This is a genomic window from Erwinia sp. MMLR14_017 (genome assembly GCF_033657285.1).
GTDB lineage: Bacteria > Pseudomonadota > Gammaproteobacteria > Enterobacterales > Enterobacteriaceae > Erwinia.
In genome coordinates, this window is sequence record NZ_JAWVWP010000001.1 from 96,571 (window position 1) to 108,603 (window position 12,033).

Below are 12,033 nucleotides of genomic sequence, written 5' to 3' on the forward strand. Positions count from 1 at the left end.
ATTTTATGTCTGATTGCACCCTCACTTTATTCGGCACCAGCCAGCACTTCGGGTCAGTCTGTGCATGACTCATAAGCGGCGCATCAATGTAGTAAATCAAATATCGGACACTCATCGGGCATCGGCGCGGTAACCGCCAGAGCTTTAGTTTTAATTCAGTGCGCATATCTCCTGCGCCAGCCTGCCAATTTCTGATTCCCTGAATAACTTACTTGCGCAGTTGGCCTCTGGATCGGCATGCATTGAACCCAGGTTTGTCAGTATGACGACGGCACAATCCGTTTTTTCATACCACCATGCGCAGGCACTGAAGCCCAATACGTTGCCGCCATGTCCTGTTGCTCTGCCGTAATTTGTCTCCGCTCTGAACAGACTCAATCCCATACTTGCGCTGTCGGCTGGCATCCAGTGCTGCATTTCCTGCCTGCTTTGGGCATTCAGCAACCTGCCATTTTTCAATGCCAGAATAAAACTGATAAGATCCTGCGCCGTTGAAATTATGCCTCCCACCGCCCATTCTACCGAGAGGTTACTGGCAGAAACGTCGACAAGATTATTATTCGCTGGCTTAAACCAGGGGGAAAGTCCGGCATTTTTTATAAAACTGTTGTCGGCATGGTGATATTGGTTGGCTATTTTTAAAGGCGCAGAAAATGCAGCGCCTGTTAAACAGGTATTCTCTAACGCAAGCGGCCCGATAATCCTTCTGTATAATTCTGTTTCAAAAGTATTCTGTGTGACCCGTTCGATTAATAATCCCAGCAGCGTGAAGTTAGTATTGGAATAATTAAATTGTTCACCCGGACGGCATAATGGCTCTTTCCCGCGAATATACTCAATCGTTTCCGCGGGCGACCATCGCTTTTCTGGTTCCATCCCTTTACCACGGGCAGCACAAATCCATGCGGGCTGATTTTCCCAGCTCGGTATTCCGGCATAGTGTGACAGCAGTTGCCTGACAGTGGCGGTTTCTGCGTTAGCGATCCCTGACAAAAAGCTTTTCTCTAACCAGCGTGACAGCGGCAGATCAAGCGAGAGAAGACCTTCTTCAGTTAACTGAAGAATGATTACCGCAACAAAAACCTTGGTAATGCTGCCGATGCCAAAACCGGTATCGGGGGTGATTTTTATAGGATGTTGAAGATCGCAATAGCCTGCCGAGGCCTGCCAGACTCTGTGGTGACCTTTACCAACAGCCACTGAAATAGCTGGAAAATCTTTCAGGGTTAGCTGTTGAAGCAACTCTTTCAGTTGGATTTCCGGGGAGGCCATGTTAACCCTTTCCTTTTTGCGATAAGATTTTTCAGGCGATGCGCACAGAGAAAGATAGCTCTCATCAATGATTAAGCTAAGGGATAACACGTTGCATGGTAAAAAAAACCTCCCCGGAACAGCGTCGTGAACTGGGCGCTTTCCTCGTAAGCCGACGGGCGCGTCTGAACCCGCAGGAATTTGGCATGCCCGCAGGCACGCGCCGTACGCCAGGTTTACGGCGTGAAGAAGTGGCGGTACTGGCTGGCGTCAGCGTGAGTTGGTATACCTGGCTGGAGCAGGGCAGAGAGATCAAGCCCTCCGCCGATGCCCTGCAGCGTATAGCCAAAGTCCTCAGGCTCGACAGAATTGAGTCTTCCCATCTTTTTGCCCTTTCACCCCGTGAAGAGCCTCTGCCCCGTACGGTTGATGATGGCGTCAGCGAAGGGCTGGAGAGTCTGGTTCGTGCTATCGACCCCATCCCGGCCTATATCCGCAATACCCGGCTTGATATTCTTGCCTGGAATGATGCTATTGCAGAGCTGTTTATCGATTATGGCTCGCTGCAACCCCATGAACGCAATACGTTGCGCCTGCTGTTTCTGTACCGGCCCTACCGCACGCTGATCCTGGATTGGGAGCAAATGGCGAGAGGGATGATCTCTGTGTTCCGCGCTTCACGGGCGCATGCGCAGAATAAAGCGCCATTCGACAACCTTATTCAGGAGCTTTCTGAACAAAGCCCGGAATTCCAGGAGTGGTGGCAGGATACGGAAGTGAAAGGCATGGGCGAGGGCAGCAAGCGGCTTTTACATCCTACCTCGGGACATATTGAATTTACCTATGTCGCCTTAACGCCAGAGGGGCGTCCCGACCTTTCTCTGGTGACCTATATTCCACGACACGTTGCCAGTGACAGCGAGTCATAGGATAACAAGACGCCTTCCAGGGATGATCTGACCCGCCTAAAGTGGATTCACAGCAGCACACAACGTGCTCTCTTAAACCACCCGGAGGCAACATCATGTCATCTCAACCGATTCCAATGACTACCCCTGCCGTCAGCGTCGCGACTTCACGTAATCCCGCGACTGATGAATTGATAGCGACCTATGCATTCCAGACCGCTGAGCAAATAGAAAGCCTGCTGGTGGAAAATAACGCGGCTTTTCGTCTGTGGCGTGCCACTCCAATGTCTGAACGCGTCGTCGCTTATCGTCGCCTGTCGGCAATTTTGCGTGAACGCACAGAAAGCCTGGCGGGGATCATTACCGCCGAAATGGGAAAAACGCTGGCCGCCGCCCGTGGGGAAGTAGAAAAATGTGCTGCTACCCTTGACTGGATTGCTGATAACGGCCCGGCTATCCTCGCTGATGAACCTGTCTCTGTTGAGAATGACGATCGGGTGCATGTCTCCTATCTGCCCGTTGGCTCCATTCTGGCCGTTATGCCCTGGAACTTTCCGCTGTGGCAGGTGATCCGCGCCTCAGGGCCGATTATGCTTTCAGGCAACGGCTTTATTCTTAAGCATGCGCCGAATGTTATGGGCTCGGCTTATGCCTTACAGGACGCCTATGAGAGCGCAGGCTTCCCGGCAGGACTCTTTGCAAATCTTATTACTGATAACGACACCGTGGCACGGGTTATAGAAGATGACCGCGTAGCAGCCGTGACGTTGACCGGAAGTATGCGTGCAGGTTCTGCCGTGGCGTCAATCGCTGGCAAGGCGCTGAAAAAGAGCCTGCTGGAACTGGGTGGTTCAGACGCGTTTATTGTGCTTGCTGATGCGAATATTGAGCTGGCCGTGAAGGCGGCTGTGGAAGCGCGATTCCAGAATGCAGGCCAGGTCTGTCTGGCAGCCAAGCGTTTTATTCTGGAAAAGCCTGTAGCTGAAGAGTTCACGCAGAAATTTATCGCAGCCGTCAGGCAACTGAAGATTGGCGACCCGCTTGACCCGCTTACTAACGTTGGGCCAATGGCGCGGAAAGATCTGCGGGAGGAACTGCATCAGCAAGTAGAACGTACCCTTGCAGCCGGAGCAACGCTGCTTCTGGGCGGTAAGAAAATAGAGGGAAGCGGTAATTTTTATGAGCCTACCGTATTGGGTAATGTCACTCCGGGTATGGCTGCATTTGATGAAGAAACGTTTGGCCCGGTGGCCGCTATCACTATTGCCGACAATGTGGAGCATGCCATTCTGCTGGCTAATACCAGCGATTATGGTTTAGGCGGCAATCTCTGGACCAGTGACTTAACACGAGCGCAGCGTATCGCACGTCGGCTGGAAACGGGTGGGGTCTTTATCAATGGATTTTCTGCCACTAACGCCCGGATACCTGTGGGCGGCGTGAAGAAGAGCGGCTATGGCCGCGAGCTTTCCCACTTTGGGTTACGTGAATTCACTAACGCACAGGCCGTCTGGGCAAAAACGATCGATTGATTTTATGCCGGGCTTAAAAAAGCACCTGAGGCAACCCTTTGAAAAGACTGATATCATTGGGTTGACCTTTCTCTGAATGTTGGCGAGTTAAGCAAGAGATAAAAAAGAAGCAAATTACTTGTAGACGACCAGTCTAATGGATGGTAGCTTAGAGACATCAACCGGAAGTAAGCAAGAGTGCAGGCCGGTGTTGAACTGAAAAGTAAAAGAGTTCTTACAGAAATTATTTAACCAGGCCGGGCTGTTTTTTTACCTTGTTAATAGACGACCGGTCTAATCAAACCTTAAATACTATATTGCAGGAGTCACAAATGAAAATTCTTATGGTTCTGACCTCACACGATCAACTGGGTGATACCGGACGCAAAACAGGTTTCTGGCTCGAAGAGCTGGCAGCGCCTTACTACGCCTTTAAAGATGCGGGCGCAGAAGTCACGCTGGCTTCGCCAAAAGGGGGCAACCCGCCGTTAGATCCAAAAAGCAACGAGCCTGATTTCCGCACCGAGCAGACACACCGGTTTGAGGCAGATGCCGACGCCATTGCGCAGCTCGCCGAAACGGTTCGCCTGGACAGCGTGTCGCAGGCAGATTACGACGCGGTCTTTTATCCCGGTGGTCACGGCCCACTGTGGGATCTTGCGGAAGATAAGCACTCTATCGCATTAATCGAGGCCTTCCTGGCGGCAAACAAAAACGTCGCGCTGGTTTGTCATGCGCCCGGCGTGCTTCGCCACGTCAAAACGCCTGAAGGCGCGCCGCTGGTTCAGGGCAAAAAAGTAACCGGCTTCACCAATACCGAAGAGGAAGCGGTCGGCCTGACCCGGATTGTGCCTTTCCTGGTGGAAGACGAACTGATTGCCAAAGGTGGCATCTACTCCAAAGGCGCGGACTGGAGTTCGTATGTTGTCAGAGACGGCCTGCTGATCACCGGTCAGAACCCGACCTCTTCTGCGGCCACGGCGGCACAGCTTCTTAAGCAGCTGGCTGAATAACTCTCAGCGGTGAGGAGGCGGCCCTGATGGCAAGCCTCCTCTTCAAACCCTTTTTCATACGTGAACGCGCCTCTGCCGGCCAGTAAGCCGGGGCGGCGTCACTGACATTTGCGAGAAAAATCATGTTTAAAAAATCATTTACCTCCCTGGCATTAAGTTTGATCCTCTCCACCTTTGCTCAGGCTTCAATGGCTGAACCGGTGAAAAACGTAGTTCTGGTGCATGGTGCTTTTGCTGACGGCTCTGGCTGGTTACCGGTGGCGCGTATTCTGGGCAAAGAGGGCTATAACGTTTCCGTGGTGCAGGAGCCGGAAACCTCTCTGGCTGATGATGTTGCCGCGACCCGCCGCGTTCTGGCATTACAGAAAGGAAAAACGCTGCTGGTGGGCCACAGCTACGGCGGCATGATCATCAGCGACGCGGGAAATGACCCGTCGGTGGCGGGCCTGGTGTATGTGGCGGCCTTCCAGCCAGAGAAAGGCGAGTCGTTACTGAACCTTGCCAGCAAAAATCCGCCAGCCAGCAAGGGGATTACCGAAACCACCGATCACTATCTCTATCTGAAACCTGAAAATTTCCACGCAGACTTTGCTGCCGACTTACCGGCAAAAGAGGCTGACTTTATGGCGCGCTCTCAGGTTATGACGGCCGCGGCGGCCTTTAACACACCGGCAGGCGCACCGGCATGGAAAACCAAACCGAGCTGGGCGGTGGTCTCCACGCAGGATCGCGCCATCAATCCTGAGCTGGAGCGCTTTATGGCACAGCGTGCGCACAGCACCGTTACGGAGCTGAAAGGTAGTCACGCCATTTACGCCTCACAGCCGGAAAAAGTCGCCGCCCTGATTGAGAAAGCGGCAAAAAGTTTATCGCAGTAATCGTAAGGTAATCACACCCGGAGTGGCTCTTGTTACAAAGAACAGCGATTTGCTCAGATCTTAGACGACCGGTCTAATCAATAGTTGCGCGTTACGACCGGTCACTCAAATCCTGTTCACTCTATCAGGCAGCTTGCGGAACAGGCGTTAAAACGCAAACGGCAGATTTTACCTCTGGCCATCCTTTCGATGATAATTTTGGAAAACGACATGAATCATAAAGCTTTGTTCGATACCACCAGCCTTGGCCCCTATACGCTTAAGAACCGGATTGTCTTTCCGCCTCTTACGCGGCAGAGAAGCGCCCAGCCAGGTAATGTGCCCACCGATCTCATGGCGGAGTATTATCGCCAGCGCGCCAGCGCAGGGTTTATGATCAGCGAAGGGACGCAAATCGAGCCTCGTGGTCAGGGTTATGCCTGGACACCGGGTATTTACAGCCAGCAGCAGATTGAGGGCTGGCAAAAAGTCACCCGTGCGGTACATGCCGAAGGAGGGATCATTTTTGCACAACTCTGGCATGTGGGACGCGTCTCTCATTCCGCTTTGCAGCCAGAAGGGGGAGCGCCCGTAGCGCCTTCTGCCATTATGGCCGAAAAAGTAAAAGCGTTTATCGAAACCGGGCCGAATACAGGGACACTGGTCGCGCCTTCTGCGCCACGAGAACTGACTCACTCAGAGATTAAAAGCCTTGTCGGCCTCTATGCGCAGGCGGCAAAAAATGCCCTCAGTGCAGGTTTCGACGGCGTGGAAATTCATGCTGCAAATGGGTATCTGGTTAATCAGTTTATTTCGGAGCATGCCAACCAGCGTACCGATGAATATGGCGGCTCTGTTGAAAACAGACTGAGGTTCCTGCGTGAAATCGTTCAGGCTATCAGTGACGCCATAGGGCCAGAACGTCTGGGCGTCCGTTTTACGCCGCTGTTTACCAGCACCGATGAAGATCGTGTCTATATCGGGCTGGTTGAGAAAGACCCCCATAAAACCTATGTGGAAGCGGTGAAAATACTCGAAAGCGCTGGCGTGTCATATGTTTCTATAGCTGAAGCGGACTGGGAAAATGCCCCGGATCTGCCTGACGCTTTTCGCCGCGAAATCCGGGCTGTGTTCAGCGGGCGTATTATTTATGCCGGTCGTTACACGGCGGAGCGGGGCGCCAGGCTGGTTGAGGAGAATCTGGCCGATCTGATTGCCTTTGGTCGACCCTTTATCGCTAATCCCGATCTGCCTGAACGCATCGCCAAAGGCTGGCCACTTAACAATCATCATGCCGCCACGCTTTATGGTGGGACAAGTGAAGGATTTACGGATTACCCGGTTTATCAGGAAGATCTTCTGAAGACCTCATAAAACCCCCGGCTTCAGGGGACGTTTTTTTGCCATCAGCAGCGTAAGCGCGATGGAACTTAACGACACCAGCGCCAGAAACACGCCGACGGCGATCATGGCGGTAAAGCCAAAGTACTTAAACAGCAGCAGGCCGCAAACCCCACCCGCCAGGAACGAAAAAATCGTCACCAGGTGGGTGAAAAGCTGGCTGCGCTGTGCCTTTAAATCTTTCGAGAAGTCGCGGCGCATCAGCGCGCTTAATACGGACCCCATGGCTATGCCCGCGTCAGTTAACGTGCCGGTAATATGCGTGGATCGGACACGGCCATTAGAGAGCTGGGTAGAGGTGGCGTTGTGAATGCCCATCAGGAATCCCAGCAGCACTATCATTTCGTTATTATGGCTGGAAGAGTAGAAGAACTGCTCAAACAGCGATAACAGGATCAGCGCCACGCCCTCCAGCAACAAAATCAGGCTGAAAATAGTCCTGATACTATTTTTTATCCCGCTGATAACCAACAGGCGCGAAGTGACCGAACCGGCAACAAACGCGACAATGATGGCCGCCAGGATCAGCAGATCGCTTAAATCAGATGAAGAAACTTCCGTTGAGATTTGCGAGGTGTTACCCGACATATGCGAGGGGAAAAAGCCGAACGCGCCCAGCGCCATCGCGTTCAGCAGGCCAGCTGCGGTAGCGAGCACCAGAGCTAAATGGCGATCTTCAAGATGCGTTCTGCTTCGCTTACTCTTTATCAACATCTGTTGCATCTTTTCTCCCCGGCGTTCTGATTACACAGGCAAAATTAAGCCGTTGCCCGCAAAACCTGATTGTAGTGAAAAAAGTGGCCCGTCAGGAAAACAGGTTGCCGGAAAGCCGTATTATTTGTTAATGAAAATAAGTAATGTCCGTTTGCTGCTGTTTATCTCAATTATTGTCAGTTTTCGGCCCTTTCCGGCCATGTTGCTTTTCCTGAGGCCTGCCGCTGGCGGGCAGGGCTGAGCAAAATATGATCCATGAAGGTGCCGCAGGCACATACCGTATAAAAAGTTACTAAATAAAAAGCGAATTTCTGCTCAAAGCGCAGCGTGAAAGGGTAAATTAGCTGAGCGTTCCGAACTTTCCGGGTAGAGATGGCATTAGATGAAAAAATGGTTACTGGCGTCAGTGATGGCCCTGTTGGCTTGGCAGGTAACGGCGGCGGAACAGAACAGCGATCCCGAAGCGACCAGCAGAAATTTTTACAGCTGGTACTTAACGGCCTTAAGTAAAGACGAAAGTCCGATCGATGAACACGATCCTGAACTCAACAGCTTTGTGACCCCACGGCTTCTTCAGAAGATCAACGTGCTGATCAAAAGCCCGGACGGCATGGATGACGACTATTTTCTCCAGGATCAGGACTACAGCGACAGCTGGGTAGATCATGTTGAGGTGGGGCATTTTACCCTGAATGGCACTACCGCGACCGGAGACGTGACGCTGGGCGACGATCCTGCCGATCAACAGCTTCTGCTGATCACCTTACATAAAGAGGCGGCAGGCTGGCGAATCGACGACGTCGAAAAAGAGAATAAGTAGCCCGTTTAGCAGGGCTATTTCCCCCGCTTCAGGCAATCGCCTCACTGAACTGCTTCCGTATGGCCTCCAGCAGCTCATAACGTTTACGGTATTCCGACCGTTTTTTACTGGCTATCTCTTCCAGCGGCTTACGCGGGAAGCTGAGCGGCAGGGCGTAGAGTTTGTCTGAAAGCGGCTGCGCGTTTAGCGTCTGCCAGAATTCATTGTAACTGGCGTGGAACAGCTGGCGTTTTTTTAGCCGGTAACGCAGGCTGCGGAAGATATGCCCGTTGTCGCTGACCGCTTCGATTTTTTCAATGCCGGTGGCGGTACAAATCAGGCTCAGCGTCTCCATCAGCAAACGTTTTGGGAATACCCCGTAACAGGCTTTGGTCGCTTCGCGGATCAGCTCGTGCGGCGTATCCCGGTGAGCGCCCTGAATGCCCCCAATCATCGCCACTTTTTTGCCCTGACTTTCCGTGACCGCAAAGGTCAGCATCGCCAGCTGGATCCCTTCACGCCGGAACAGCAGATTGACTTCCCCTTCTCTTTCACAACGACCGGTGCAGGCCAGCGTAATGGTAAACGTCTCGCCACTCTTTCCCGCGAACGTGATTAATTCCACGCCCTGGCTGGTGAGCATAGCCTGACGAAGGCGCGGTACGGGCAAATTTTTCACATAGCGATAGTGGTTGATAATCGCGTCAGCGCGATCGGCTAACGGCATGCCGCTGTAAAGGTAAGGGCGGTGTATTTTACTGGGCAGCGTATGTTGAATGGGCAGAATATCGCGCATCACCGGTTCCCGGGTAATTGCTTTCACTATCTTCCACGTCGTGGCCGGCACGGCAAGGGAACGGAACAGATATTTGATGCGATATTCGCGGTCATACCACAATTTTCCTGGCTTGAATTTTCCGGTGATCAGGGAGAGAAAAAAGGTCAGGTTCGTTTCCTGGTGGGGAACTAAAGTGGTATCAGACATAGCGGCTTATCCAGAGGGAAAACCACAGTCAACCACCCTGACGCTCAACATTTGGTAAACATCTCTGTTCGACTTAAGAAAATTCCCGGACGTTGAGTAGCCGTTTATCTTGCGGAAGAATTAAGGCAAATCAGCCGGGCAAACGGCAAAAATGGATCGCCCTGTGTAAACGTCGTAAGCTTATCCTTTCTTTATTCTCTGACGGAGAGTCAAGTGCAGGGTGTGCCAGCGCAGTTCAGCGATGAAAAAGATCGCGCCCAGTTTCGCCACCTTGCAGGCTTGCCTGGCGTGGAGCTTTATCATGCCCATATCTCCCGCTATGCCTTTGAACCGCACACGCATGAAGCTTTTGGCATCGGCACGATTGTGGCGGGCGCCGAACGTTTCCGTTATCGCGGGGTTCAGCATCTTGCCCCTGCTCAATCGCTGGTATTGATGAATCCGGACGAACTGCATACCGGTGAATCGGCTGCGGAAGAGGGGTGGCAATATCGGATGATTTATATCGAGCCACAGCAGCTTGAAGCGTTAACAGGCGAGCAGGGCTGGTGGTTTACTGACGCAGTGCGGTTTGATCCGCAGCGGGCGAAACAGCTCTCTGGTTTGCTGGCTGCGTTATGGCAAGCGCCCGATCCGCTGGCGCGGGACAGCTTGCTGCTTTCGCTGACTGAACTTCTCCGTCCTCATGCCCGCATTGCGGAAAAAGCACCTGCTGAAGCCCAACACCGTTTCGATCTGGTTAAAGCCTCTCTTCGCGAAAATCTGGCCGACACCCATTCTCTTGCTGACCTTGCCAGTCTGGTTTCGCTCAGTCCTTACCATTTCCAGCGTCAGTTCAAAGCGCATTTCCATGTGACTCCCCACCAGATGCTTATGGCGTTTCGTCTTTACCATGCCAAAACGCTGCTTGCACAAGGGATCCCTGCGGCGAACGTGGCGGTAATGGTAGGGCTAAGCGACCAGGCCCATCTGACAAAAACTTTTGCCGGCCGCTATGGCATTACCCCCGCGCGTTATCAGAAGCAGGTCAACGCCAGCAGGCGATAGCAATTTGCTACAAGCTTTTTACTCTCCCCATATCGACAATGTGCCTCTCTTTTGTTGAAAAGCAGGTTTCTATGTTTGCAGGTGTATTGTTTGCTCTGGCTGCCGGGATGATGTGGGGCTTAATTTTTGTTGGCCCTTTACTGGTGCCTGATTATCCCGGAGCGTTGCAGTCTGTCGCCCGTTATCTCGCATTTGGCCTGATCGCACTGCCGCTTGCCTGGCGTGACTGGAAACGTCTGCGCCAGCTTAAGCGCAGCGACTGGAATGAAGCATTTAAACTGGCCCTGGTCGGTAACCTTCTTTATTACACCTTTCTGGCGAACGCTATCCAGCGCACTGGCGCCCCGGTTTCAACAATGATTATTGGCACGCTGCCGGTGGTGATATCCGTCAGCGCCAACCTGCTTTATGGGCATCATGAAGGCAGATTGTCCTGGCGTAAGCTGACGCCGGCTCTGATATTGATTGCGGGCGGCCTGGTGTGCGTCAATATCGCAGAGTTAGCGGGAAGCGGCCCTCAGACCGATCTGTGGCACTATCTCAGCGGCATTGCGCTGGCCGTAATGGCGATGATCTGCTGGACATGGTATCCGCTACGCAACGCTCGCTGGCTGCGGGAGCATCCGGAGAAAAAGGCGAGCACCTGGGCAACGGCGCAGGGCATTGCTACCCTGCCGCTGGCGATAGCGGGCTATCTGTTAGTGAGTCTGCAATTGCAGATAACTCAGCCCGATTTCCCGCTGCCTTTTGGGCCGCATCCGGGGCGCTTTGTGCCTTTAATGATAGCGATTGGGCTGTTTTGTTCCTGGCTGGGGGCATTATGCTGGAATGAAGCGAGCCAACGACTGCCTACCGTGCTGGTGGGGCCGCTGATCGTGTTCGAAATCCTTGCCGGGCTGGCTTATACCTTTCTTATTCGCCAGAGCTGGCCGCCTCTGCTGACTCTCTGCGGGATCCTCTTTCTGATTGCGGGGGTAGTTGTCGCCACGCACATTAAACCTGAACCCGTCATCATTAAAGTCGTTACTGATAAATAAATTTATGCTGATAAGTTGACCGGCTCCTTTTCTCCTGGCTGGCCGCAAAGACCGCCGTTATTTTGAAGGAACTGTGATGCAAGGCGTGTTTTTAAGACTATGCCGAGCCGCTCAGGGCCTGCATACAGACTCTTTCTGCCTGGCACAGTAAGTAATTGTTCTGCTATAAGAATAATCGCTAATGATATTAGCGCTATTTTTGGACAGTCAACAGCGACTACTTAATGGCAAAATTGCATTTTTTGAGACGCTTTCTGTAAAGTAAAACCACACTTAACTCAAATAATCTGGCCCGGCAAAGGTCAGGAATGCGCTATAGATTCGTCTAAAACATTAGAAATACCCAGGTTAGGGTTTCTCTTTTGGCTATTTTTTAACCATAAATAAGGCTATGCATAAGTATCTCTACTTAATTTATGGTAGCAAAGTCAGGGCTCTATCCCTGACGGCCGCCGCAATACGGGCTTTCTGGCTGGGACGGGAGGTAGCAGAAAGAGTGAAAATTCGCCA

General features: G+C 52.4%; 11 protein-coding genes. 8 read left to right on the top strand and 3 right to left on the bottom strand.

Features of this window, described 5'->3' with window-relative positions:
* Positions 1 to 150: 150 nt before the first annotated feature.
* Positions 151 to 1,272, bottom strand: coding sequence for a serine hydrolase domain-containing protein (locus tag SD961_RS00470; RefSeq protein WP_318788463.1), 1,122 nt, complete (start codon positions 1,270 to 1,272; stop codon positions 151 to 153).
* A 95-nt stretch (positions 1,273 to 1,367) separates the two neighbouring features.
* Here SD961_RS00470 and SD961_RS00475 point away from each other — a divergent pair, with 95 nt between their 5' ends.
* From SD961_RS00475 to SD961_RS00495, 5 genes are all read left to right on the top strand, one after another.
* The gene (locus SD961_RS00475; protein WP_318788464.1) at positions 1,368 to 2,180 is read left to right on the top strand and encodes a helix-turn-helix transcriptional regulator; all 813 of its coding nucleotides are present in this window, start codon (positions 1,368 to 1,370) and stop codon (positions 2,178 to 2,180) included.
* Positions 2,181 to 2,296: 116 nt separating this feature from the next.
* Complete coding sequence (locus SD961_RS00480; RefSeq protein WP_318788916.1) at positions 2,297 to 3,691, top strand: NAD-dependent succinate-semialdehyde dehydrogenase; 1,395 nt, start codon at positions 2,297 to 2,299, stop codon at positions 3,689 to 3,691.
* Between the two features lie 311 nt (positions 3,692 to 4,002).
* Complete coding sequence (locus SD961_RS00485) at positions 4,003 to 4,683, top strand: type 1 glutamine amidotransferase domain-containing protein (protein WP_318788465.1); 681 nt, start codon at positions 4,003 to 4,005, stop codon at positions 4,681 to 4,683.
* A 122-nt stretch (positions 4,684 to 4,805) separates the two neighbouring features.
* Complete coding sequence (locus SD961_RS00490) at positions 4,806 to 5,561, top strand: alpha/beta hydrolase (RefSeq protein WP_318788466.1); 756 nt, start codon at positions 4,806 to 4,808, stop codon at positions 5,559 to 5,561.
* 210 nt (positions 5,562 to 5,771) lie between these two features.
* Positions 5,772 to 6,914, top strand: coding sequence for an alkene reductase (locus SD961_RS00495; protein WP_318788467.1), 1,143 nt, complete (start codon positions 5,772 to 5,774; stop codon positions 6,912 to 6,914).
* Here the strand turns inward: SD961_RS00495 and SD961_RS00500 are convergent.
* On the bottom strand, positions 6,909 to 7,664 hold the full coding sequence (locus SD961_RS00500) for a YoaK family protein (RefSeq protein WP_318788468.1): 756 nt from the start codon (positions 7,662 to 7,664) through the stop codon (positions 6,909 to 6,911). The two genes, SD961_RS00495 and SD961_RS00500, sit on opposite strands and share 6 nt — an antisense overlap.
* A 373-nt stretch (positions 7,665 to 8,037) precedes the next feature.
* Here SD961_RS00500 and SD961_RS00505 point away from each other — a divergent pair, with 373 nt between their 5' ends.
* On the top strand, positions 8,038 to 8,475 hold the full coding sequence (locus SD961_RS00505) for a DUF3828 domain-containing protein (RefSeq protein WP_318788469.1): 438 nt from the start codon (positions 8,038 to 8,040) through the stop codon (positions 8,473 to 8,475).
* 28 nt (positions 8,476 to 8,503) lie between these two features.
* On the opposite strand, the gene SD961_RS00510 is transcribed toward SD961_RS00505, so the two are convergent.
* Positions 8,504 to 9,439 carry a VirK/YbjX family protein gene (locus SD961_RS00510; RefSeq protein ID WP_318788470.1) on the bottom strand — a complete coding sequence of 312 codons (936 nt, stop codon included), beginning with the start codon at positions 9,437 to 9,439 and terminating at the stop codon, positions 8,504 to 8,506.
* Positions 9,440 to 9,652: 213 nt separating this feature from the next.
* Here SD961_RS00510 and SD961_RS00515 point away from each other — a divergent pair, with 213 nt between their 5' ends.
* Together SD961_RS00515 and SD961_RS00520 are read left to right on the top strand one after the other, a co-directional pair.
* A complete protein-coding gene (locus tag SD961_RS00515; RefSeq protein WP_318788471.1) occupies positions 9,653 to 10,486 on the top strand; it encodes an AraC family transcriptional regulator in 834 nt (277 codons plus the stop codon).
* Positions 10,487 to 10,557: 71 nt separating this feature from the next.
* A complete protein-coding gene (locus SD961_RS00520) occupies positions 10,558 to 11,523 on the top strand; it encodes a DMT family transporter (protein ID WP_318788472.1) in 966 nt (321 codons plus the stop codon).
* Positions 11,524 to 12,033: the final 510 nt, after the last annotated feature.

What these genes read in the sequence shown, in the direction of transcription:
- SD961_RS00470 (WP_318788463.1), bottom strand. Translation starts at nt 1,272, where the DNA reads ATGGCCTCCCCGGAAATCCAACTGAAAGAGTTGCTTCAACAGCTAACC.
- SD961_RS00475 (WP_318788464.1), top strand. Translation starts at nt 1,368, where the DNA reads ATGGTAAAAAAAACCTCCCCGGAACAGCGTCGTGAACTGGGCGCTTTC.
- SD961_RS00480 (WP_318788916.1), top strand. Translation starts at nt 2,297, where the DNA reads ATGACTACCCCTGCCGTCAGCGTCGCGACTTCACGTAATCCCGCGACT.
- SD961_RS00485 (WP_318788465.1), top strand. Translation starts at nt 4,003, where the DNA reads ATGAAAATTCTTATGGTTCTGACCTCACACGATCAACTGGGTGATACC.
- SD961_RS00490 (WP_318788466.1), top strand. Translation starts at nt 4,806, where the DNA reads ATGTTTAAAAAATCATTTACCTCCCTGGCATTAAGTTTGATCCTCTCC.
- SD961_RS00495 (WP_318788467.1), top strand. Translation starts at nt 5,772, where the DNA reads ATGAATCATAAAGCTTTGTTCGATACCACCAGCCTTGGCCCCTATACG.
- SD961_RS00500 (WP_318788468.1), bottom strand. Translation starts at nt 7,664, where the DNA reads ATGCAACAGATGTTGATAAAGAGTAAGCGAAGCAGAACGCATCTTGAA.
- SD961_RS00505 (WP_318788469.1), top strand. Translation starts at nt 8,038, where the DNA reads ATGAAAAAATGGTTACTGGCGTCAGTGATGGCCCTGTTGGCTTGGCAG.
- SD961_RS00510 (WP_318788470.1), bottom strand. Translation starts at nt 9,439, where the DNA reads ATGTCTGATACCACTTTAGTTCCCCACCAGGAAACGAACCTGACCTTT.
- SD961_RS00520 (WP_318788472.1), top strand. Translation starts at nt 10,558, where the DNA reads ATGTTTGCAGGTGTATTGTTTGCTCTGGCTGCCGGGATGATGTGGGGC.